The sequence below is a fragment of the Bacillus cereus group sp. BfR-BA-01311 genome, assembly GCF_022664295.1.
Lineage (GTDB): Bacteria > Bacillota > Bacilli > Bacillales > Bacillaceae_G > Bacillus_A > Bacillus_A cereus.
The window spans coordinates 284,412-308,418 of record NZ_JAKUHC010000004.1 but is presented as its reverse complement, the minus strand read 5'-3'; the positions used below and the strand labels follow the sequence as shown (position 1 = coordinate 308,418).

The following is a 24,007-nucleotide window of genomic DNA, read 5'->3' as shown; positions in this document are numbered from 1 at the left end:
AGTGGAGTAAGTAATTTTTTAAATCTTGGTTAAATACTTTGAAGGAAGGGATTTATAAATATGAATACAAAACTAATAATAGTAGAAGGTTTACCTGGATTCGGAAAATCGACCACTGCAAAGCTAATAAATGAAATTCTAAGCCAAAATATAATTGAAGTTGAACTATTTTTAGAGGGGAATTTGAATCACCCCGCCGACTATGATGGTGTATCTTGTTTTAATAAATTTGAATTCGATAGATTAGTATCTAACAGTGGAGATTTTAAAGAAGTGCTTCTTAAAAGAGTTTTAAAAAAAGGAAGCAATTATTTATTACCATACAGAAAGATAAAAAATGAGTTTGGTGACCAGTTTTCGGACCAATTATGTAATGATATTTTTAAAAACGATATATATGAATTACCATTCGATAAAAATGTTGAATTAATTGCTGACAAATGGAATGACTTTGCTGAAATTGCTCTAGAAGATAATAAGGTTTATATTTTTGAATGTTGTTTCATACAAAATCCATTAACAATTGGGATGATTAAATACGGTGAACAAAAAGAAAAAATAATAAATTATGTAATGAAAGTTGCAAAAATCATAGAGAATTTAAATCCAATGTTATTCTATGTAGAACAAGATGATCTTGAATTTTCATTTAGGAAGGCATTAAAAGAAAGAAATCCAGAATGGTCCACAGGAATTGTCGACTATTATACGAACCAAGGCTATGGGAAAGAACATAACCATTCAGGGGTAGAAGGAGCGATAAAAGTTCTTGAAGCTAGAAGGAATTTAGAGTTAGAAATATTCGATATGTTAAAAATGAAAAAAGAAAAAATCAATAATACAAAATATGAAATTGACTCATATAGGTCAATGTTAAAAGATAAGTTAACAATACAAATGGTGAAATAGCTTTTTACACTACCTGGTGCTTTAGTTGGAGAAGGAAATGAAAACGCTCAGAATATTTTCTGAGCGTTTTAGTTTGCTATTTATAATGCGAAATACATACAAATTATTGTGTTATTTCAATTGATAAACATAATGCTCCAATTATAAATGTTTTTTCAAAATGAATCCTCTTTAAAACGTGTATGTAACTTTAATCTAATTAAAAACAAAGGTTTTATTCGAGTTTGGAAAGAAAGGAATAGCAATCAACCGTTGCTATTCATCCAGCTTCTACTATATAATAGCTATAGTCTACAATAATTGAGTCGTAATATGCGATTTTTTAAGACAATCGGTGAGAAAACGCTGAAATAAGCGGTATTAGTAGGAGGACACAAATGATTACAGTAAGTAACGTTAGTTTGCGTTTCGCGGATCGCAAATTATTTGAAGATGTTAACATAAAATTCACGCCAGGTAACTGCTACGGTTTAATCGGAGCAAACGGTGCTGGTAAATCTACATTCCTAAAGATTTTATCTGGAGAAATTGAACCATCAACAGGTGACATACATATTACGCCAGGTGAGCGTCTAGCAGTATTAAAACAGAACCACTTCGAATATGAAGAGTTCCCAGTATTAGAAACAGTAATTATGGGTCACACGCAACTTTACAAAGTAATGCAAGAGAAAAATGCTATTTACATGAAAGAAGACTTTAGTGATGAAGATGGAATGCGCGCTGCTGAACTTGAAGGTGAGTTCGCTGAGCTTAACGGTTGGGAAGCTGAGTCAGAAGCTGCAATTCTTCTTAAAGGTTTAGGTATTGGTGAAGATCTTCATGATAAGAAATTGTCAGAATTAACTGGGGCAGAGAAAGTAAAAGTATTACTTGCTCAAGCTTTATTCGGTCAACCTGACATTCTATTATTAGATGAGCCTACCAACCATTTGGACTTAAAAGCGATTCAATGGTTAGAAAACTTCTTAATGAACTTTGAAAACACAGTTATCGTAGTATCCCATGACCGTCACTTCTTAAATAAAGTATGTACGCACATGGCTGACCTTGATTTCGGTAAAATTCAACTTTATGTTGGTAACTATGACTTCTGGTATGAGTCAAGCCAATTAGCTTTAAAATTAACACAAGATGCTAATAAGAAAAAAGAAGAGAAAGTAAAAGAGTTACAAAACTTCATTGCACGCTTTAGTTCAAACGCTTCTAAAGCGAAACAAGCAACTTCTCGTAAAAAATTATTAGACAAAATTACATTAGATGATATTAGACCGTCATCACGTCGTTACCCATTCGTTGGCTTCACACCTGAGCGTGAAGTAGGAAATGACTTATTAACTGTTGAAGGTCTTTCTAAAACAATTGATGGTGAAAAAGTGTTAGATAATGTGTACTTCACTTTAAATAAAGGTGATAAAGTTGCATTTATCGGCCGTAACGATATTGCGATGACAACATTATTTAAAATTCTTATGGGTGAAATGGAGCCGGATAGCGGTTCATTCAAATGGGGTGTTACAACCTCTCAATCTTACTTCCCAAGAGATAACTCTAAGTACTTTGAGAACAGTGATTACAACTTAGTTGAATGGTTACGTCAATTCTCTCCACAAGATGAGTCTGAAAGCTTCTTACGTGGTTTCTTAGGCCGTATGTTATTCTCAGGTGAAGAAGTTAAGAAGAACGTTTCTGTATTATCTGGAGGCGAAAAAGTTCGTTGTATGTTATCTAAAATGATGTTAAGTGGTGCGAACGTAATCACACTTGACGATCCAACGAACCACTTAGACCTTGAGTCAATCACAGCATTAAATAACGGTTTAATTGCATTCAAAGGTACAATCTTATTCACATCTCATGACCATCAGTTCGTGCAAACAATTGCAAACCGCATTATCGAAGTAACACCAAACGGTGTAATCGATAAAGAGGCTACTTATGATGAGTTCTTAGAAAATGAGGAACTTCAAAAACAAGTAGATGCAATGTACAAAGGTCAATAATATATAATGAAAAAACTCGCTCTTTTTAGAGCGAGTTTTTTTGTCGAGAAAACGTAACATCGCTGGTCGGTCAAATGAATAATTATTCAAATATAATATTAATGAACAGGAGAATTTTTTCATGTATGAAGGGATGTAATGACTTTAAGATTTAAAGAGTTAGTTGAAGAAGGGAAATGTAAGTGGAGTAATATAATCAAATCGTATTATTTTGTCATGTGAAATATGTACCAAATTTGGAGATAGAATAGTTTGCGAATGAGTTTATAAAGGTATATAGTATGGGGTGTCATAATTAGGGGATGAATCTTGGGAGAAAACAGGAAATGTTACAAATTTATTTTGTTAAATAGAAACCAAGGTCAAAATGTCTAGAAAGAAATAGTTGAATAAATACTAGCTTCAAATTATAATTACTAATATTCTTCATATAGTTAAATAAAGATAATCTATTTGAAGAAGAAAATTTGAATAGAGAGACAGACTTATAAAAAAATAAGCCTTGGATGATCAAAAGAGGTGGAGAAATGAAACAGTTCTTATTAAAGAGCAAAAGTGTGTTAAGCAATCATTTTGGATTCTTTCTGTTTGCCGTTATTTTATTGTGGCTCAAAACATATGCAGCTTATGTAACGGAATTCAATTTAGGAATTTCAAACACAATTCAAAAATTCTTGCTGTTTTTTAACCCGCTTAGTTCAGCAGTTCTATTTTTAGGACTTGCATTATTTGCAAAAGGGAAACGATCTTATATTTGGTTAATTATCATTAATTTGTTATTGTCGATTCTTTTATACGCAAACGTAGTATACTATCGCTTTTTCAGTGACTTTATTACGTTCCCGACATTAACACAAACGAATAACTTTGGAGATTTAGGTGGTAGTATTCTTGCGTTGCTACATCTTTATGATCCATTATACTTCTTAGACACGATTATATTAATTGTGTTAGTCGCAACAAAATTTGCAAATCCAAAACCAATTCGTGTTGCGAAGCATAAATTATCTCTAGTATTTGTAGCAGGTATTTTATTATTCAGTGTTAACTTAGGTCTTGCAGAGTCTGACCGTCCTGAATTATTAACAAGAACGTTTGACCGTAATTATATTGTGAAATATTTAGGTGCATACAACTACACAATTTATGATGGAATTCAAAGTGCGAAAGCATCGACAGAACGAGCATTAGCTGATGGCGATAATATGACAGAAGTACGAAATTATTTAACATCAACTTATGCAAGTCCAAATCCTGAGTATTTCGGTAAAGGAAAGGGAATGAACGTAATTTACATTCATTTAGAGTCATTCCAAAACTTCTTAATTGATTACAAATTAAATGGTCAAGAAGTTACACCGTTCTTAAACTCATTTACAAAAGATGCGAATACACTTTATTTTGATAACTTCTTCCATCAAACAGGACAAGGGAAAACATCTGATGCGGAGTTTATGTTAGAGAATTCAATGTTTGGTTTACCGCAAGGTTCTGTCTTTACAACGAAATCTCATAATACGTATCAATCAGCACCAGCTATTTTAGGACAACAAGGATACACATCAGCAGTATTCCACGGTAACTACAAAACATTCTGGAACCGTGACGATATTTATAAATCATTTGGTTTTAATAAATTCTTTGATGCGTCATACTACGATATGAATGAAAAAGACGTAGTAAACTACGGGTTAAAAGATAAACCGTTCTTTAATGAATCTATTCCGTTATTACAAACGTTGAAACAACCGTTCTATACGAAGTTTATTACGTTATCGAACCATTTCCCTTATCCAATCGATAAGGCAGAAGCAACGATTGAACCAGCAACAACAGGTGATTCATCAGTAGATACGTACTTCCAAACAGCACGCTATTTAGATGAATCTGTAAAAGGCTTCATCGATTACTTGAAACAATCTGGTTTATATGATAACTCAATTATTGTTATGTACGGAGACCATTACGGTATTTCAGATAATCATAACGCAGCAATGTCAAAAGTAATGGGTAAAGAAATGAACTCATTTGAAAATGCACAGTTACAACGTGTACCATTAATCGTTCGTGTACCAGGAGTGAAAGGTGGCGTACAACATCAATACGGTGGTGAAATTGACGTTCTTCCAACGCTATTACACTTACTAGGTACAGATACAAAGAATTATGTTCAATTCGGTTCTGATTTATTATCACCAGATCATAAACAAGTCGTTGCGTTCCGTAACGGTAACTACGTAAGCCCAACAGTTACTGCACTAAACGGCAAATACTATGATACAACTACTGGAAAACCTGTAGAATTTACAGATGAAATAAAGAAAAATGAACAAATGGTTCAAAACTCACTAAAATACTCTGACCAAGTCGTGAATGGTGACTTATTACGATTCTACACACCGGAAGGATTCACTCCAGTAGATCGTTCGAAGTATAACTATAACAACCGCGATAAAAACAAAACGAAGGTAAAAACGACTCCGGAAGGGGAAGCTAAATAAATAATAAAAGGCGCTATTCATATGAATAGCGCCTTTTATTTGTAAATATACCATCATTATGAGACAGAACCAGCTGTTGCTTTTTGTTTAGCCTTTCCGAAGAAAACTACGCCGATGATGATAATAATGATAAATGCCCATTTAACCAAAGGGTTACTTTCGAAAAATCCAGCGAACCATTTCTCATCTACAATCATTTTCGCGGCAGTATAAGCTAAAACGGCTGCTCCAATCGTAATGATGACAGGAAAACGATCTACCCATTTTAAAATCAATGTACTGCCCCATACGACTACTGGAATAGACACTAATAATCCGATGATTACTAAAGAAAAGTTACCATGGGCAGCTCCTGCAACAGCGAGTACATTATCGATGCCCATTAACGCATCAGCAATAATAATGGTTTTAATAGCAGACCAAAATCCTTCTTCGGCCTTAATATCATGATCTTTGCCTTCAGCAATTAATTTATAAGCAATCCATATAAGGAGTACACCACCAATTAGAAGTAGCCCTGGTATTTTTAACAACCAAACAACAACTAAGGTAGCGAGGGCTCTAATCGCGATTGCCCCGATAGTTCCCCATATAATAACTTTCTTTTGCTGATCTTTCGGTAATCTTCTTGCTGCTAATCCAATTACAATGGCATTATCACCGGCTAACACTAAATCAATTACAATGATGGCAAGTAGGGCGGACAAATATTCGGCTGAAAGAAAATCCATATACATATCACTCCTTAAGAGTAATATGTGCTAAAGTGTTGATAATATAAAAAATAGGATTGAATTTGTATATTCAATCCATAATTTCTTACTGTATTTTGATATATGTTTTAATTTCGTATAAGTCGCTTTTGTATTCTTTTTTGTTTATCGTTTCGCTTTCTTAATTTTCGATTCATCTTTTTAATGCGGTTTTCTTTTCTATTATCCCAGTTATCACTTCGGATTTTACTAATAGACTTATCTGTCTTAGCACGAAAACGTCTTACTTTTTTCACGAAGGAAAGGGGTATTTTGCCGATAACACCTTGTTTTTCTAACGAATCCTCTTTACCTAGACACCAATCAGGATGAGATAATAAATAGTCGAAATCAAATGTTATCCCGTATTCTTTATCCATATATGTATACCATTCATCTAAAGTACACTTATTTTTTGTATGTAAATATGTTGATCCATCAGTCATAGCACAGCACCAATAGTCAAAATAGCTCCATAGTACCCATTCTTTCGGTACATCTAGTGTTAAAATTACCATTTTTGAATTTGTTCTACCCCAAGCTTTATGATTTCGATTTGGGTAATTATTTGCTTCCCAGACCCAAATAGGATAGTTACCTTCGTAATGAGGCAATCTTGTTTTAGCGACGCGCACCATCCAGTCATATGAATATACATCGTCTGGATCGATGAATTCTTTATTACCTTCTAAATAACCAAGTTTCTTAAATTGTTTCCATGCTTCTTCAGTTTGTACTGTATATACGATCATATGGCACCTACTTATTTAAACTAAATTATAGTATAACATGTGATTTTGAATTTTTATTGATATTAGAGAAGGGGGAGTTTGAGTCGAATATACGAGGAGTAATTCCCAAAATGATAAAAAGACTTGATTCCCAGCTAAAGGAAATCAAGTCTTTTCATTACATACGATTATCATGCCAGAAGTTTAATGGGAAGTGTTCGTTCTCATTATATGCTTCTAATTCATATCCTTTTTCTTTCAGTCCTTTAATAATTCCAGGAACTGCTTTTACTGATTGTGGATGAATATCATGCATAAGAATAACTTCTGTTGGATTTGTAGCACCATGTAACACGTTTTCTACAATTTTAGCAGATGCAGCATCAACTTGCATTTTGTTATATTTCCAGTCTAAAGAATCAATTGTCCAATCCCAAACTTTTAAGCCATTTTCTACAACTTTGTTGCGAAGAGCTTCGTTTAATCCTGGCATAGAGCCGTAAGATGGACGAGTTAATACTGGTGATTTACCTAAAACACCAGCGATTAAGCCTTGGTCTTCCTTCATTTCATCTACGTAATGACCTTCAGTGTAAAGTTTCTTGTAGTTATGAGTCATACTGTGCATCCCAACGTAGTGACCTTCAGCATCTTCGCGTTTTACAAGATCAGGGAAAGCTTTTACGTTTGAACCAATTAGGAAGAATGTTGCTTTTGCATTTTCTTTCTTTAACATATCTAAAAGCTCAGCTGTGTATTTTCCAGGACCGTCATCAAATGTTAAATAAGCGACTTTTCTAACTTGCCCGTTATAATGTTTTGGAGCTTCTTTCGGAGCAAGAGATGTTTGAACCTCACTTACAAGTTGAACAGATTTTGCTTCATCCTCTGTACTAGCTAGAGCAGTATGTACTGATCCAAAAGCTACTTCGTATGTGAATAATACCCCCGCACAAACTAACATAGCCCTTTTTACTAAAGTTGTCATTCGAATTCCATTGTGCATAATTTTCCTTCTCTCTATAAAAGTTCTACTCTACTATATTAGCAATTATAGGTAGGGAAATGCAAAAAAACTTTTTTACAAGTGTAAAAAAGTTTACTCAAAAGTATGCAAGATTTTATATCAATTGCAGTTTTGAAAAATAGGATGAATTTAAACTTTATTATTTAAACTTTAAATCACCAAATCATACTTTCGTATCACTTCGTTTTCGTTCCAATTATTGATTCGAATATTTTTGTTTTTTATTAAAATATTGGTAAAGAAACAATTACATGAAAAAAGGAGTGGGAATATGGATAATTATATTTGCACTACATGTGGAGTGCAGTATCCCGAAAATGAAGAAGCACCTTCTCGCTGTAAAATTTGTAATGAGGAAAGACAATATGTTAATCCAATTGGGCAGTCATGGACAACATTAGAAACGATGCAAAATAGCAATTTATACAAAAACGAAATAATAAAAGAAGAAAGCGGTTTGTATAGCATTACTACTAAACCTAAATTTGCGATTGGACAAACAGCATTTTTAATACAAAGTAAAACTCTAAATGTTATGTGGGATTGCATTAGTTATTTAGATGATAAAACGATACAACGTATATATGATTTAGGTGGTATTCAAGCAATAGCACTTTTTCATCCACATTATTACTCTACACAAGTTAAATGGGCGGAAACATTCAATGTACCTATTTATATTCATGAAGATGATAAAGAGTGGGTGGTTCGTCCGAGTAAGCAAATTAAATTTTGGTCTGGGGAGCATCTGATATTATCGGAAGAACTTACATTGCATCGCTTAGGAGGCCATTTTAAGGGTGGAACTGTTATACATTGGAAAGACGGTAATGAAGGGAAAGGTATTTTGTTATCAGGTGATATTATACAAGTAGTTTCGGATCGAAAATGGGTAAGTTTTATGTATAGTTATCCCAATCTCATTCCATTACCAGCGAATAAAGTTAGAGATATGGCAGAGAAGGTAAAAGATATCCAATTTAGTCGACTATATAATGCATTTCATGGTGTAGTGGAAGATGCGAATAAAGCTGTACAAAGATCTGCTGATCGGTATATAAAGGCCCTGCAAGGAGAACTATTTCATACGTAATAGCTTGTAATTCATCTCTATATTTATATAACTAATTTTATATGAATTTTATACTAAAGTCCTATTGTTTATTAACTAATAGGTCTTTCAACTTAGGAAGTTCACACTAATGAGGGATGTTAAAGGGAATATATGTAACCTATACTAATTACTATAAAGCTTTGGAAAATGAAAAGGAGGAGATTTGCATGAAGAATTGGGTTCAATTTAGAATTGCAAGACCAACAGATAAATTTGAAGAAGTGATAAGTTTTTATGAAACAGGATTAGGTTTAAAACGTATAGGGGAATTTCACAATCATGAAGGATATGATGGGGTTATGTTTGGCTTACCAGATGAAGAGTATCATTTGGAGTTTACTACACATGTTAATGGAAGTCCATGTCCGGCACCGACAAAAGATAATTTACTAGTTTTTTATATGCCTATTAAAGATGAAATTGAAAAGATAGTGAATCGATTAAGTAATATGGGCTATCATGAGGTAGAACCTGAAAACCCGTATTGGATAGAGAAAGGAACCACAATAGAGGATCCAGACGGTTGGAGAATTGTGCTTATGAATGCATCTGAATAAGAAAACTATTTTCATATGAAATAGAGTGTAACAAAATGATTTAGACATAAATCCCTACAGTGTTTGTAGGGATTTTTATATAAGAAATTTTTATTGAGAGAGTTATTAAAATGTAGAAAGTATTTTGGCTAAGAACAAATGTAGTAAACATAATTTATGAAGGAGGTATAAAAGTATGATAGTAAACCATTTTGAAGCGTTTTCTAAACATGTTGGAAATACACCGCTCGTGAAATTAGAATGCAAGGAAACGAAGGATCTTTCTATCTATGCTAAATGTGAATGGCATAACCCTACAGGATCGATTAAGGATAGGGCAGCACTTGGAATGATTAATAAATATTTACAAGAAGCGGACAAAAAACAAAATATTTTAGAGTATAGTGGTGGAAGCTTAGCGAGGTCAATTGGGTGTATTTGTAATTATTTAGGGATTCAATGCACGTTAGTTTTAAGTTCTGGAACCGATAAATCTCTATTAAATGAACTTGATCGTTATGGTGCTAACGTAATCTTAGTTGATAAATGTAAAGGATTCTACGCAGTAATTGAGAAAACAATAGAGATTAGCAAACAAAAGCCAGAATTATATTTTTTATTCCAACATTATAATAATGCAAATCTAGTAAGTCATATAGAAGGTACAGGGCGAGAAATTATTGCACAAATGATTGGAAAACCAATACATGCATGGGTAGCATCTGCTGGTACTGGTGGAACTCTAATGGGAGTCTATACAGCAATAAAGAATTATACAAAAAATGTTGAACTACATTTAGTAATGCCTGCTGAATTGCCTTATGGTTCGGAACAACCACCAAATGATTTAAAGAAATATGCTGGATCAGGTGGGTTCGGCTTAGGAAGGAAACAACATTTCATAGAACAGGAAGAAAATTTGATAGAAAAACAATGGACTTATTCATATGAAGATACCCTGTATGAAATGGCACGTTTTTACAAAGATACTGGTATAAAAATAGGAACTTCTGCGGCAGCGAATTTATTAGCAGCTAAACAAATTGGGAAAGAAAAAGGTGCGAATTTTAATGTAGTTACAGTTTTTCCGGACGCAGGGTCAATAGAAGAGTGGTCAGATGTAAAAAATTCAGTTGAAAAAATAGGTGATTGAGAGGACCATTAAAAGTTCTTTCGTAGTTTATATCTTATTCTACGCAAAATTGATACCATCAAAAAACTGTATGTTTAACATGTACAGTTTTTTGATGGTATAGCTGTGCAATGTTTAGAAATTTCACATACCGTATTTTAAAAATAAATATAGGAAAAACAAAAAGTAATGTAGAATATATCGTACATACATATATACAGTTAACATAAAAGATAAAGAGGTGGGTATATGTTACTTGAGGAAGTAATGCAGCAACTAGAGGAATATGGAACAGAACAAAATCGAAAAACGTATAAAAACCACGGAGCGAAAGAGCCGTTATTTGGAGTTAGTTTTGCGAATTTAAAATTGTTAAAAAAGAAGATAAAAAAAGATCACGATTTAGCAGTTGAATTGTGGGAAACGAAAAATATGGACGCAATGACATTAGCAACTTATATTTTAGACCCGAAAAAAATAACGACAGAACAGCTTAATAGTTGGATTCAGGATGTTGATTATTACTGTTTAATGGATGTTCTGATGACATCTATATGTACTTCGCCAATTGCAATAGAAAGAATGGAAGAGTGGATAAAGTCTAATGATGAATGGATTGGAAGAGCTGGCTGGTCTTTATTAGCAAATATAGCGATTAAAAATAAAACGTTACATGATGATTTCTTCTCTCCGTACTTAGAAGAGATTAAAGAAAATATACATAATGAAAAAAATAGAAAAAAAGAAGCGATGAATAGTGCTTTAATCGCAATAGGAATTCGTAATGAAGACTTAGAGCGACAAGCGATTGAAATTGCAAGTGAAATTGGAAAAATAGAGGTTGATCATGGTGCAACATCATGTAAAACACCAGATGCAGAAAGCTATATAAAAAAAGCGAGAGAAAGAGCTGAAAAAAAGAAAGTGAAATAAGAAAAGAGGATCGGTTATGAAACCAATTGAAGCAGCACAAAACATAATTACATTACAATTTCCGAATTGTGATGTAGCTTTACTCGGCGGAAGCGTTGCACGAGGAGAAGCGACGAAAACATCTGACCTTGACATTGTAATAGTCGATCAAAGTTTAACTTCTTGCTATAGAGAATCTTTCTATAGTAATGGATGGCCTGTTGAGGTGTTTGTTCATAATTTCGAAACATATAAAACCTTTTTCAAAATGGATTGTGATCGAGGGAGGCCGTCGTTACCACAATTAGTTTCAGAAGGGATTGCCTTAAAAGGGGAACAGGAAATTGTTGAGAAATTAAAAAAAGAAGCGAATGATTTACTACATAAAGGACCAGCTAAATGGACCGAAGAAACGATTAAGCAGAAGCGATATTTTATTACGGATACTTTAGATGACTTTATTGGTGCAACAAAAAGAGAAGAAGAATTGTTTATCGCTAATTTATTAGCCGATTTAGTACATGAATATGTATTAAGAGTAAATGGTAAGTGGCTTGGGAGTTCAAAATGGTTTATTAGAGTGCTAAAAAGATATGATGAGCAATATGCAAACAAATTTGTAGCCGCTTTTGATCATTTTTATAAAACGGGAGGGAAAAATGAATTAATTCATTTTATAGAAAAGACGTTAGAACAGTATGGTGGAAGAGTGTTCGAAGGATTTTCTATTGGTAAATAAAGAGAGGAGAAAAAAATGAATGTACCATATGTTCAATTAAGAGAATTGACACTAGATGATGTAGAAGATCGCTATCAATGGTCATTAGATAGAGATGTAACAAAGCATTTAGTTTTACCAGATCAATATCCTCCGTTCACTCGTGGAGATACGAGAAACTGGATTGAAGCTTGTATAAGCCGAAAAAATGGTTATGAACAAAGGGCAATCGTTACTGAGACAGGTATACATATTGGATGGGTAGACCTTAAAAATTTTGATAAAACAAATAAAAATGCTGAACTAGGAATTGCGATTGGAAATAAAGACTATTGGGGTAAAGGATTTGGAATGGCAGCTCTAAACAGCATGTTACAAATAGGTTTTTCTCAGTTTGAATTGGAGAAAATTTGGTTACGTGTAGATGAAGATAATACAAAAGCTAAAAAGAGTTATGAAAGTGCCGGATTTGTATGCGAAGGATTAATGAGAAATGATCGATTGAGACAGGGAAAGCTCATTCATCGCTATCGTTACAGTATATTAAAAGAAGAGTATGAATCAAAAATTAATAACCTATAAAAATATTATGTAAATTAAAAAGGGGAAAATAAAATGATTCGATTACTTACAAAAGCGGATGCAAAAAAATATTGGGAGTTGCGTTTACAAGCACTACAAGTAAATCCAGAAGCATTTATAACGACTTATGAAGAAGCAGTACGTCAAGAAAACCCTCTTGAACGAGTTGCTAGTAATCTTTCATCCAACAGTAGTTTTACATTTGGTGCTTTTAATAATGAAAATCGTTTAGTTGGGGTTGTTACTTTATTAACAGAAGAAAAAGACGCATATAAGCATAAAGGACATATCGTTGCAATGTATGTAGATACTGAAAATCGAAGAAGTGGTCTTGCACGTGATTTAATACGTAAAGCAATTGAAAGGGCAAAAGAGATGAAGCTAGAGCAATTGAATTTAGGGGTTGTGTCAACGAACGAACCAGCCAAACGATTATATGAGTCAATGGGATTTAAAACATACGGAATTGAAAAAAGGGCTATAAAAATGAATGGTGTGTATAGTGATGATGAACATATGGTGTTGTTCTTTTAAGAGAGGAAGTTTTGTATGAAAAAGGGGAAACCGCGACAATAAGATGGGGAATATGGCATATAGCAGATCATAATCGGTATCATCAAGCCCATATAAGTCGATTGAAGAAATTATACAGAGAATATAAACTACATATTCTTTAATTTTTGAATGAACGAACGCCCCTAAATAATAATTAAAGGAGGCGTTTGTTTTTATTCGTTCGCTTTTCTTCCCAAGCTATCATTAAATTTTTATGATAATCTTTTGGTTTCTCAATAGAAAACCAGTAAATTGAATGTGCAATAGTTGGTAGCCATCTTTTATAGCGGATGCGTATATTTTCATGGTGAGTATAGTGGGGCGAGATTAAAGTAGATTTTGACCCTTGAAAATTTTGACATGTAATGGCCTCGATTTCATACCAATGCACTTTATTCCCATGTAAATCTACTACAATTCCTTCATCATCCTAAAGTGAAATGTAAGTTTGAATGTAGATTTTTCATCGCGTATACTAAAATATATGTCATAGAGATAAAAAATTAAATACAAGGGGTTTTACAATGAAAGCAATTGTTATAGGGATACTGGCATCATTTTTCTTTGCCTTTACTTTTGTTTTAAACAGGGCAATGGACTTAGAAGGTGGAAGCTGGATTTGGAGTGCATCATTACGGTATTATTTTATGGTTCCAATGCTATTACTTATTGTTATGTATAGAGGGAACTTAAAGCAACTCTTTCAATATATGAAAAACAATCCGAAAGAATGGTTAGTGTGGAGTATCGTTGGATTTGGTCTCTTTTATGCACCGCTTAGTTTTGCTGGAGCGTTCGGACCAGGTTGGCTCGTTGCATCAACATGGCAAATTACAATCGTTGCAGGGATTTTGTTAACACCATTTTTTGCGGTGGATCCACTACATAAAAAACTTCCGATGAAGGAATTAGTAATGTCGGGCATTATTTTATTCGGTGTCGTTCTCATGCAAGTAGAACATGCTTCTTCATTAGGTATTCGTGAAACCGTTTTATGTGTAGTTCCTGTACTTATTGCAGCATTTGCGTATCCTCTTGGAAATAGAAAAATGATGCAAGTTTGTAAAGGGGAATTAGATGTATTTCAGCGAGTACTCGGTATGACATTAGCAAGTTTACCATTTTGGTTTTTATTATCTGGTTACGAAGTATCAACAGGCGGATTACCGTCAAATAGCCAAGTTTTTCAATGTTTTATTGTAGCAGTTAGCTCTGGGTTAATCGCGACAGTATTATTTTTCTTTGCAACAGATCTTGTGAAAGATGATCCGCAAAAATTAGCAACAGTGGAAGCGACGCAGTCTGGTGAAGTTTTATTTGCGCTAGTAGGAGAGTTGATCTGGTTATCTGCACCAATCCCATCATCATTATCTTGGATTGGTATGAGTCTCGTTATTATTGGAATGATACTTCATAGTTATGTGGCTGTCGTTGTAAAAAAAGAAGAAAAAATAACGGCGTAATGAGATTAGCTCTTTTTATTAAGAGCTAGTCTTTTTTCATAGAAAGGGATGAAAGTATGAATTTACAGTGTGTTAAACAAATTGAGAAAGATTCAATATTAAATGTGCTACAATATGCCGTCGGTCCAAATGAAATAAGCTTAAAGAAGGCAGTAATATTTTATCAAAGTAATAAAGGGACTTTGTACAAATATGAAGAAAAAGCTTGTCTAGGTATTGAAATAATCGGAGAAACTAAAGCACGCATATGTCATATAGCAGTGGCTCCAGATTATCGTCAAAAAGGAATTGCACTGCAAATGATTAAAGAAGTGGTAAGGATATATCAATTGACTTATATAGAAGCGGAGACAGACGATGGGGCGGTAGAATTTTATAAAAGAATTGGTTTTCAAGTTAAAAGTTTAGGAGAAAAATATCCAGGGATAGAAAGACTTCATTGTTACATGGAAAAATAGTATAAAATATGCATATGGAGTATAGTTAGAAAAAATAGGATTTACATTTTTCTTCATTTCAAAAAAACTCTCGCTCATCATTATCTACGATTTTAATAGAGTTTTGAGGCTTCAGTATAATAATATACATATTTTTGTAGTAATGAAGATGATTAAGTTAAAAATTAAGAAAAATATGATAATATATTTATATAAAAGTTTAAATTTACGTGGCTAGTGGGGGAACCAATATGAAAATGAATGAAATAGTAGCAAGTACACAATTTCCAAATACAATCGAAACAATAACAAAAGATTTAAAAGCATTAGGAGTCGAAAAAGGAATGACAATTATCGTTCATTCATCACTAAGTTCTATCGGGTGGATATCTGGTGGTGCCGTTGCTGTAGTAGAAGCATTAATGAAAGTTGTTACGGAAGAAGGAACGATAATAATGCCAACGCAATCTTCGGATTTGTCCGATCCGAAACATTGGTCAAGACCACCTGTACCGGAAGACTGGTGGCAAATTATCCGAGATAACGTCCCAGCATTTGATTCACGTATAACCCCAACAAGGGGAATGGGTGAAATAGTTGAATGTTTTCGTACATATCCGAATGTAGTACGTAGTAATCATCCGTTAGGAAGTTTTGCTGCATGGGGAAAACATGCAGTAGAAATAACAATGAACCATTCGTTATCAATGAGCTTTGGAGAAGAATCTCCATTAAGAAAAATATATGATTTAGACGGGTACGTATTATTAATTGGTGTTGGATATGATTCCAATACGTCTGTTCATTTATCCGAGGTGCGTTCTGGTGCATGTGAGTTAATACAAGTAGGAGCACCTATTATAGAAAACGGTGAAAGAGTGTGGAAAGAGTTTGTTGAAATGGATTACGAATCTGAGAAGTTTGTAGAAATTGGTGTGGAGTTTGAGCGAAAAGGAACTGTAAAAAATGGGAAGATAGGAAATGCAACGTGTCGTCTAATGAAACAGCGTGATATAGTTGACTTTGGAACAGAATGGTTTCGTAAGAAAAATTAGTAAGGGATGGTTACAATGAAGGGGAAAAAGGTATTAATTACGAGCGGTGGTTGTCTAGAAAAATGGGATCAAGTACGCGGGCATACGAATATGGCCAAAGGTACAATCGGAAGGATAATCGCAGAAGAACTTCTAGCTAAAGGGGCACATGTTATATATTTACACGGTTATTTTGCGGAGAAACCGAGTGATGTACATAGAGGGTTAGAATTACATCCATTTGAAGGAATCGTTGATTTACAAGATAAAATGAAAAGTATCATATCACATGAAAAGGTTGATGCAGTCATTATGGCAGCGGCTGGATCAGATTGGATTGTAGAGAAAATTTGTGATCAAGATGGTAATGTTCTTAATATGAACGGAAAAATTTCAAGTGATATAGCACCGATTATTCACTTTCAAAAGGCTCCAAAGGTATTAAAACAAATAAAAGAATGGGACCCAGAAACAGTACTTGTTGGTTTTAAACTTGAAAGTGATTTAAATGAAGAAGAACTGTTTGAAAGAGCAAAAAATAGAATGAAAGAAGCAAGGGCGAATGTAATGATTGCGAATTCACCACATTCTTTATATTCGCGCGGGGCTGTGCATTATGTAATTGGACAGGATGGTAAAGGGAAGTTGTGTAATGGGAAAGATGAAACAGCGAAAGAAATTGTCAAAAGCTTAGAGGTATTATGTAATCGTGTCACTGCTTTTTAAAATTAAGTTTTTAGATGAGAATGAATCCGCATAGTAATAAGTAAGCGAAACTTTAATTGGTGGGAATTTTACTTTTACACGAATGTGAAGCGTATACCAATCAAGAGCTATACACAGAATAATTGGTGAGGAGTGGATTCTATGGAACATTTATTAAAGCAAGCTATTAAACTTAGAAATGAAAAGAAATATGCGCAGTCTAAAGAGATGCTTATAGGATTAACAAACTTTACAAAGGATGCAGAAGTACTGTATCAGTGTGCGTGGATACATGATGTAATGGGGCTAGAAACAGAAGCAGTTCCGTATTATGAGCAGGCAATCGCAAATGGACTTGATGGCGAATCGCTTTGCGGTGCTTATATTGGTTTAGGAAGTACATATCGTTGTATAGGGGAATATGAAAAGGCAATTACAGTATTAGAAGCTGGGGTGAAAAAATTTCCAGAGAACGCTCCGATGAAAGTATTTTTATCATTAGCAAAATATAACGTAAACGATCACGAATCAGCGATGAAATTATTACTTGAAACTGTCGTGAAAGTAGAGGAAGTAAAAGAATTTGAACGTGCCATTTCATTTTATAAAGACCATTTAAATGAGGTTTTTAAATAAAGGAGTGAACGTATGAAGGTTACACTATCACGAAGGCGAAAAGGTATTTGGATTGGACTCGTCTCTTTAATTATGCTATCAAACTATTTATTGTATGCCCTTCCAATTGTACCAGTTGCGCCGAAAGAAGTTGTGCTTGGGTCATTATTAGATTGCATGTTTGTCATTCCAATTATCACGTATTTCTTCATTATTCGAAAAAGATACTCGTTAACATATATAGTTCCTGTTGTAATAGCTGGTTATATTTTTGCAAGATTTATTATTCCAAGTGATTATTTACAAGCTTTTTCATTCATCTCTTATATTATTGTTGCGGCTGAAATTGCATTTGTAGGTCTAGAATTATTCCTTCTCTATAAAATTGTTAGAGTGCTTCCTAAAATAATAAAAAAATATAAAGAATATAGAAGAGAAAATTATTCCTTTTCTTATGCAATTGATGCAGCGTTTGACGCTACTATGAAAAGAGGTAAGTTAATAGATGTCATTCTAACAGAGTGTAAGTTAATCTATTATGCGTTTTTATCGTGGCGTGAAAAAGTACCAACAGGTAAATCTGTATACTCATATCATAAAAAGACTGGTGCTATAGGTGTGTATATCATGATTATTCATGCAACAGCAATTGAAAGCATTGGTTTTCATTATTTACTACATCAGTGGAATCCAGTAATAGCATGGATTTTACTTATTTTAAATGTATACGCGATGATTTATTTTATAGCTGAAATACAAGCGATTCGCAAAAATCCACTTGTCGTAACAGAAGAACAAGTAATCATTCAAATCGGATTAGGAAAGAAAATTGTTATGCCATTTACACAAATTGATAATATTGCGTTCTACAAGGGTGAATTGCTAACGGAAAAAGAAGGGAAGCAGGTATTGGATGCAACTGTTATGGAGTTCATAAAAGAACCTGCTACTTTTGAAATAACATTAAAAGAGCCAGTGAAAGCGCAGTTGTTATACGGCTTTTCTAAAACAGTAAGTCGTGTTTACTTAAATGTTGATGAAGAACGAAAATTTTATGATGCGGTTAAGGAAAAGTTAAAACATGAGTAATAGTACTGTTAGTTGCATGAAAACAAATGAGTTTCCGTTAGAAGTGAAAAAATATGAAACATGGATAGTGAAAAACTCTTTCTAAATAAGAAGGAGTTTTTATTATGTACTTGTATAAATCATTATATAAAAAACTATACACTTCTTTATCACTACATAAATAGATATAATTGAGGATAGAACTAGCATAAGGGGAAACAAAATAATGAATAAGTTACTTACATCGAAAATTGAAATTATAGAAAGAAAAATCCGGTATAACTCAACAATAGTAGCTCACAATTGCTTATTACTTGAAAAGCAATCACAAAGTATCGTTTTATTTCACGAGGTGCAGTATTCATTTACAATGACTGCAAATGATACTAAGTTAACAATCCCAAAAGGGAGTTATACAATCGCATATTACTGGAGAGATCGTCCGTACAATTTATACGTATGGAGAGATATAAAAGGAAAGTATTTAGGTTCCTATTTTAATATCGTAAAAAACACACAAATAAAAGATGAAGTGGTTTCCTTTGAAGATTTAATCATCGATATTATGGTACTTCCAAATGGAGAATATTTCATATTGGATGAGGATGAATTACCAGAACCATTAGGAAATTTCGAAGGTGGTTATGTGAAGAAAGCTCTTTATGAATTAAAAGAAATCATTCAAAAAGAGCTTCCACCAATAGTTTTGGAGACAGCCAGGGTGCGGAGGAAATAAAATTTAATTACATAAATATTTTGAATGGAAATGAGTAGTCTCAAGTTATATAATCTAACTTTTTTGATAAATCTAAGGTTAGTAGCATATCTCTTGAGATTACTCTTTTTTTGTAGAAATTTCGTCGCTTAGTTATTAAATCGATTTTAAATTTATGAAATAATATTGACTGAATCAAGTTCAGTCGTTTATGATTGAATCAGATTCAGTCGTGGTGAAAACATTGTAGGAGATGACGTATGAAAAGAATATCAAAAGAACCAGATGTAAGACGCCAAGAGTTAATGGATATTGGTTTTGAACTATATATGAAAAATGGTATGAAAGGATTTGGCATAAAAGATGTTGTGAATCATGCAGGTGTAGCAACGGGCTTATTTTATTATTACTTCAAGTCTAAAGAGAATTTTGTTGATGAAGTTTTAAATGACTGTATTGTGAAAAATATGGAGTTAATTGAAGAAATACTTGTTTCAAATGAACGGTCTGTCATGCAAAAGATGAAAGATTCACTAGATATATTTTGGACATTTATTGAAAAGTTAGCACCCTATAAAAATGTGAGTTCGTTTCAGACGGAACAACATTTTCAACTGGAACAGAAATTATTCGCACGTATGCAACCGTTAATTAGACAAGTAATTGAAGAGGGAGTAAACATAGGGGTTTTTTATACTGATAACTCATTATTAGCTTCTGGGTTTATTCTATACGGTCTTAGCAGTATTGCTCATTCAGAAGTAAAGTTGAATCTAGATACAAAACATGAAATGGTTAATTTAGTATTAACTACACTACGATACAATCAAAAGGAAGGAGAAAGTTTATGAAAATTATTATCGATGGAAATAATATTTCACAAGAGCAACTTATAAAATGGAAAAGAGAACGGATAAAAAAAGTATTATATATATTAGGACATAAAGAGTCTGAAATAAATGATACAGACGTCATGATAAAACAGCTAACGGAAATAAAGTTGCGATATACATACAATGAAATGTACGAAAAGTTGAAATCAAAACTTAGATTAAGTGCAATAGGTATGCGTATCTGTACTCTTTTATCTGGCGATAGACGAAAATTTTCAAAAACTAGTATTTATTTAGATGGGATTACAGCAGAAGAAGCCATACATGGAATTGATAGTTTGATGCTTGAACAATCACGTGAAAATAACAAAGTGAATTTATCTGCTTGTCCTGATCACTATGTACTAAGACCCTTTTGGGAAAATGAATTAGAGGTTATCGAAACTACTGGTAATTCTCCGTTTCCAGTTCAATTTTTCATTGTTTTTGGTGACGAAACCGGATTGAAAACACCGAGAGATAAATCTTATCAATACCAATCAACAGGTGTTGCACGTATGAAAGATGGTACTACTATTGGTGGAGTTCGACATCAATTTAAAGATACTGATACAGGGATAGAAGTAAGTCTAGTTGTTGAGTTCCCAGCCCTTTGTCCTAATAGTCTAATTAAATCCCATAAAATGCATTTAGCGTGTGAGTTTTCTTATTGGTTACAGTGGATTAAAGATCAGAAAAAATAGTAAGTAAACGTCGTTTAAATAAACAAAAGTAAAATGTTCAAACAAATCATATGTATGTTTTAATAAAACCTAGTTGACTTATCGGAAATATTTGTATAATATGTACTTAATTCCATAACGTATTGCTGATTGGAGAAACCAAAGGCATTTTATCAACAGATAAAATGCCTTTGGTTTTTTTATTACACAAATACTGAATCTGTTCATTTATATGAATCATTTTAAGGAGGGGAAGAAATGACTGTTTCAATTGATGGGGTATCAAAATATTTTTTGAAACAAACTGGTACGGTTCAAGTGCTAGAGAATATTAATTTTCAATTAGAGGAAGGGGATTTTGTTACAGTAATTGGTCCGAGTGGGTGCGGAAAAAGTACATTACTAAAAATTGTTGCAGGTCTAGATAATGATTTTGAAGGTGAAGTTGTTATTGACGGGGAGCCTATCTTAAAAACGAGCAAGAAACAAGGTTTTATTTTTCAAGAACATAGGCTTTTTCCATGGTTAACAGTTGAAGAAAATATAGCGGCAGATTTGTCGTTAAAAGATAAGTATGTGAAAGATAAGGTGAGAGAATGGGTTGAAATCGTTCGGTTAGATGGCTTTGAAAAATCGTATCCGAAAGAAATTTCAGGCGGGATGTCACAACGTGTTGCGATAGCGAGAGCGTTATTAAGAGATCCAAATGTATTATTACTTGATGAACCTTTTGGAGCGCTGGATGCTTTTACTCGAAGTCATTTACAAGAAGTATTGCTAAATATTTGGGAGCAGAAGAAAACAACAATGATATTCGTTACACATGATATAGACGAAGCGATATATCTTTCAAACCGAATCATCATTATGAGTGCAAAACCAGGGAAAATACATAAAGTGATTGAAAATAATTTGCCTTATCCGCGAAATAAAACTTCTCAATCGTTCCAACAACTTCGAACGAAAGTATTACAGCAGTTTGAATATGGAGGGTTGATTCAAACAAGTATATAGGAAAAGGGTGATTTTATATGTATAAAAAATTTAAAATTCTTTCTTTTGCTTTAGCTATATCAGTATGTTTATTAGGATGTGAAAAAAGTACAGCAAGTAGTAAGAAAGAAGATGTAACAATACAAATTGGTATACAGCAAGGGTTAAGCCCGCTATTACTAGCAAAGAAAAAGGGGTGGTTTGAAGAGGAGTTTAAAAAAGAAGGAGTTAAAGTGAAATGGACAGAGTTCCAAAGTGGACCTCCTTATTTTGAAGCAATCGCATCAAACCGATTAGACTTTGGTGAAGTAGGGAATTCTCCAGTCATTTCAGCGCAAGCAGCAGGTATTGGATTTACCGAAATCGCCAATACAAGTTATGCGAGAAAAGGAACTGGAATTCTCGTTCAAAAAGATAGCAAGATTGCGAGTGTAAAAGAGTTAAAAGGTAAAAAAATTGCAGTAGCAAAAGGAAGTAGTGCCTTTAATTTATTGTATCGAGCACTTGATAAAGAAGGGATTGATGCAAAAGAGGTAAATGTCATTCAATTACAACCAGATGAAGCGCAGCCTGCATTTGAATCAGGATCAGTAGATGCATGGGCGATTTGGGACCCTTTCATATCATTACATACGTTAAATAAAGGTGCGAAGGTGATTGCAGACGGTGAAACATTAAATGTCTCTTCACCAGAATTTTTAATTACGAGAACAAAATTTGCGAAAGAACATCCGGAATTAGTTGAGAAATTCCTCAAAGTTTATGAGAAAGCACGTGTATGGCAAGATGCTAACTTAGATGAAGCAATAAAAGTATATACTTCTGTAAAAAAGATAGATGCGGAGATCGTAAAAGAAGTGTTTAATCACGACAAACCAATTTTAGTTCCGGTAACGAAGGAAATAATAGCAGAACAACAAAAGACAGCGGATTTTCAATATAAGCTCGGTTCTATAAAGAAAGAAATTAAGGCGGAAAAAGTTGTAGATAATTCTTTCGTAGAAAAAGCATTGAAAGCGAAGTGAAAAGAGGTTTTGTAAAGTGGAAAATACGAAAGCTGTTATGAAACCAGCGAGTATAACGATTGAGAAAAACAGAGTTAAGAATGTGCGAAAGTTAAATGTAAAAGTTTTAGTAAGGGCGATTACTATACCGGTTATTATATTAATAATTTGGCAGTTAGCTGGCGTATTCGGTCTTGTTTCTAAAACAGTTTTACCAACACCATTAGATATTTTTTTAGCTTTCCAAGAGCTTATTAAAACAGGAGAGTTATTCGACCATTTAAGTATTAGTGTATTCAGGGCTGCGGCTGGTTTCTTTATTGGTGGGGGCTTAGGAATCATTTTAGGAACGATTGTTGGATTTTCAACGAGAAGTGAGCAATATTTAGATCCATCTGTGCAAATGTTAAGAACTGTACCTCATCTAGCTGTTGCGCCACTTTTCGTATTATGGTTCGGTTTTGGTGAAACATCGAAAGTGTTATTAATTGCAGATGGTGCATTTTTTCCTTTATACGTAAACGCATTTTTAGGTATTAGAGGTGTGGATTCAAAGTTATTTGATGTAGCGAGAGTGTTAGAGTTTAGCAAAAGAAAACTAATTACGAAACTCATTTTACCATCTGCATTGCCTAACCTTTTACTAGGAGCAAGGTTATCGTTAGGTGTTGCATGGGTGAGTTTAGTAGTAGCAGAACTTATGGGATCTACAGAAGGTATTGGTTATATGATTATGGATGCAAGGCAATTTTCAAATACAGATATCGTATTTGTCGGCATAATTATCTTTGCATTTGTTGGGAAGTTTTCTGACTCTCTAGTACGTTTACTAGAAGCGAAGTTTTTAAGATGGCGAGATAATTTTAAAGGTGAGACTGGGAATTAACATATAAATTATTAGGGGTAATTTATATAGAATGTGTTAGTATACGATTCAAAATAAATA

At 33.5% G+C, this 24,007-nt stretch carries 24 protein-coding genes and 2 pseudogenes; 23 read left to right on the top strand and 3 right to left on the bottom strand.

Translation table 11 applies throughout. The annotated features are described in order from the left end of the window. Positions 1 to 60 precede the first annotated feature (60 nt). From MR136_RS12250 to ltaS, 3 genes are all read left to right on the top strand, one after another. Positions 61 to 909, top strand: coding sequence for a P-loop NTPase family protein (locus tag MR136_RS12250; RefSeq protein WP_098214057.1), 849 nt, complete (start codon positions 61 to 63; stop codon positions 907 to 909). Positions 910 to 1,286: 377 nt separating this feature from the next. Beyond that, a complete protein-coding gene (locus MR136_RS12245; protein ID WP_000633864.1) occupies positions 1,287 to 2,912 on the top strand; it encodes an ABC-F family ATP-binding cassette domain-containing protein in 1,626 nt (541 codons plus the stop codon). Between the two features lie 527 nt (positions 2,913 to 3,439). Further along, positions 3,440 to 5,413: a lipoteichoic acid synthase gene (gene ltaS / locus MR136_RS12240; RefSeq protein WP_000808770.1), complete on the top strand. Its 1,974-nt coding sequence runs from the start codon at positions 3,440 to 3,442 to the stop codon at positions 5,411 to 5,413. A gap of 56 nt (positions 5,414 to 5,469) precedes the next feature. On the opposite strand, the gene MR136_RS12235 is transcribed toward ltaS, so the two are convergent. The 3 genes from MR136_RS12235 to MR136_RS12225 form a co-directional block, all read right to left on the bottom strand. Further along, complete coding sequence (locus MR136_RS12235; protein WP_000346932.1) at positions 5,470 to 6,144, bottom strand: TerC family protein; 675 nt, start codon at positions 6,142 to 6,144, stop codon at positions 5,470 to 5,472. A gap of 110 nt (positions 6,145 to 6,254) precedes the next feature. Continuing rightward, positions 6,255 to 6,917, bottom strand: coding sequence for a DUF3841 domain-containing protein (locus MR136_RS12230; protein ID WP_000637706.1), 663 nt, complete (start codon positions 6,915 to 6,917; stop codon positions 6,255 to 6,257). A gap of 157 nt (positions 6,918 to 7,074) precedes the next feature. Beyond that, entirely contained in the window at positions 7,075 to 7,902 is an 828-nt protein-coding gene (locus MR136_RS12225) for a peptidoglycan-N-acetylglucosamine deacetylase (RefSeq protein WP_103622456.1), read from the bottom strand. A gap of 292 nt (positions 7,903 to 8,194) precedes the next feature. Here MR136_RS12225 and MR136_RS12220 point away from each other — a divergent pair, with 292 nt between their 5' ends. The 20 genes and pseudogenes from MR136_RS12220 to MR136_RS12125 all read left to right on the top strand — a co-directional run bounded on the left by MR136_RS12220 (position 8,195) and on the right by MR136_RS12125 (position 23,947). Next, complete coding sequence (locus MR136_RS12220) at positions 8,195 to 9,016, top strand: MBL fold metallo-hydrolase (protein WP_103622455.1); 822 nt, start codon at positions 8,195 to 8,197, stop codon at positions 9,014 to 9,016. A gap of 188 nt (positions 9,017 to 9,204) precedes the next feature. Next, positions 9,205 to 9,594, top strand: coding sequence for a VOC family protein (locus MR136_RS12215; protein ID WP_000800667.1), 390 nt, complete (start codon positions 9,205 to 9,207; stop codon positions 9,592 to 9,594). A gap of 175 nt (positions 9,595 to 9,769) precedes the next feature. Further along, positions 9,770 to 10,726, top strand: a complete 957-nt coding sequence (locus MR136_RS12210) for a PLP-dependent cysteine synthase family protein (protein WP_017656505.1) — start codon at positions 9,770 to 9,772, stop codon at positions 10,724 to 10,726. 228 nt (positions 10,727 to 10,954) lie between these two features. Continuing rightward, on the top strand, positions 10,955 to 11,638 hold the full coding sequence (locus MR136_RS12205) for a DNA alkylation repair protein (RefSeq protein WP_000923448.1): 684 nt from the start codon (positions 10,955 to 10,957) through the stop codon (positions 11,636 to 11,638). Between the two features lie 16 nt (positions 11,639 to 11,654). Then, positions 11,655 to 12,415: pseudogene (locus MR136_RS12200) on the top strand (nucleotidyltransferase domain-containing protein). Next, a complete protein-coding gene (locus tag MR136_RS12195; protein ID WP_017656504.1) occupies positions 12,372 to 12,917 on the top strand; it encodes a GNAT family N-acetyltransferase in 546 nt (181 codons plus the stop codon). The pseudogene MR136_RS12200 and the gene MR136_RS12195 overlap by 44 nt, the downstream one beginning before the upstream one ends. A gap of 33 nt (positions 12,918 to 12,950) precedes the next feature. Continuing rightward, a complete protein-coding gene (locus tag MR136_RS12190) occupies positions 12,951 to 13,451 on the top strand; it encodes a GNAT family N-acetyltransferase (RefSeq protein WP_000620314.1) in 501 nt (166 codons plus the stop codon). Further along, a pseudogene (locus MR136_RS12185) lies at positions 13,448 to 13,594 on the top strand (DinB family protein); the annotation flags it as partial. The gene MR136_RS12190 and the pseudogene MR136_RS12185, both read left to right, overlap by 4 nt. Positions 13,595 to 13,996: 402 nt before the next feature. Further along, positions 13,997 to 14,935, top strand: a complete 939-nt coding sequence (locus tag MR136_RS12180; RefSeq protein ID WP_065212603.1) for a DMT family transporter — start codon at positions 13,997 to 13,999, stop codon at positions 14,933 to 14,935. 56 nt (positions 14,936 to 14,991) lie between these two features. Continuing rightward, entirely contained in the window at positions 14,992 to 15,393 is a 402-nt protein-coding gene (locus MR136_RS12175; RefSeq protein ID WP_001053116.1) for a GNAT family N-acetyltransferase, read from the top strand. A 230-nt stretch (positions 15,394 to 15,623) separates the two neighbouring features. Continuing rightward, the gene (locus tag MR136_RS12170; RefSeq protein ID WP_000783346.1) at positions 15,624 to 16,427 is read left to right on the top strand and encodes an AAC(3) family N-acetyltransferase; all 804 of its coding nucleotides are present in this window, start codon (positions 15,624 to 15,626) and stop codon (positions 16,425 to 16,427) included. Positions 16,428 to 16,442: 15 nt separating this feature from the next. Then, the gene (locus MR136_RS12165; protein ID WP_000676726.1) at positions 16,443 to 17,132 is read left to right on the top strand and encodes a phosphopantothenoylcysteine decarboxylase domain-containing protein; all 690 of its coding nucleotides are present in this window, start codon (positions 16,443 to 16,445) and stop codon (positions 17,130 to 17,132) included. A gap of 141 nt (positions 17,133 to 17,273) precedes the next feature. Next, entirely contained in the window at positions 17,274 to 17,747 is a 474-nt protein-coding gene (locus tag MR136_RS12160) for a tetratricopeptide repeat protein (RefSeq protein WP_000400636.1), read from the top strand. A gap of 12 nt (positions 17,748 to 17,759) precedes the next feature. Continuing rightward, positions 17,760 to 18,815, top strand: coding sequence for a hypothetical protein (locus MR136_RS12155; RefSeq protein WP_000869231.1), 1,056 nt, complete (start codon positions 17,760 to 17,762; stop codon positions 18,813 to 18,815). Positions 18,816 to 19,020: 205 nt separating this feature from the next. Next, entirely contained in the window at positions 19,021 to 19,530 is a 510-nt protein-coding gene (locus tag MR136_RS12150; protein ID WP_103622453.1) for a ribonuclease FAU-1 family protein, read from the top strand. Positions 19,531 to 19,769: 239 nt separating this feature from the next. After that, on the top strand, positions 19,770 to 20,360 hold the full coding sequence (locus MR136_RS12145) for a TetR/AcrR family transcriptional regulator (protein WP_000822621.1): 591 nt from the start codon (positions 19,770 to 19,772) through the stop codon (positions 20,358 to 20,360). Then, positions 20,357 to 21,085 (top strand): hypothetical protein, encoded by a 729-nt coding sequence (locus MR136_RS12140; RefSeq protein WP_103622452.1) that lies wholly within the window; start codon positions 20,357 to 20,359, stop codon positions 21,083 to 21,085. The genes MR136_RS12145 and MR136_RS12140 overlap by 4 nt, the downstream gene beginning before the upstream one ends. A gap of 237 nt (positions 21,086 to 21,322) precedes the next feature. Further along, positions 21,323 to 22,078 (top strand): ABC transporter ATP-binding protein, encoded by a 756-nt coding sequence (locus tag MR136_RS12135; protein ID WP_000218576.1) that lies wholly within the window; start codon positions 21,323 to 21,325, stop codon positions 22,076 to 22,078. A gap of 17 nt (positions 22,079 to 22,095) precedes the next feature. After that, on the top strand, positions 22,096 to 23,082 hold the full coding sequence (locus MR136_RS12130) for an aliphatic sulfonate ABC transporter substrate-binding protein (protein ID WP_000276909.1): 987 nt from the start codon (positions 22,096 to 22,098) through the stop codon (positions 23,080 to 23,082). Between the two features lie 16 nt (positions 23,083 to 23,098). Beyond that, on the top strand, positions 23,099 to 23,947 hold the full coding sequence (locus MR136_RS12125) for an ABC transporter permease (protein ID WP_103622450.1): 849 nt from the start codon (positions 23,099 to 23,101) through the stop codon (positions 23,945 to 23,947). Positions 23,948 to 24,007: the final 60 nt, after the last annotated feature.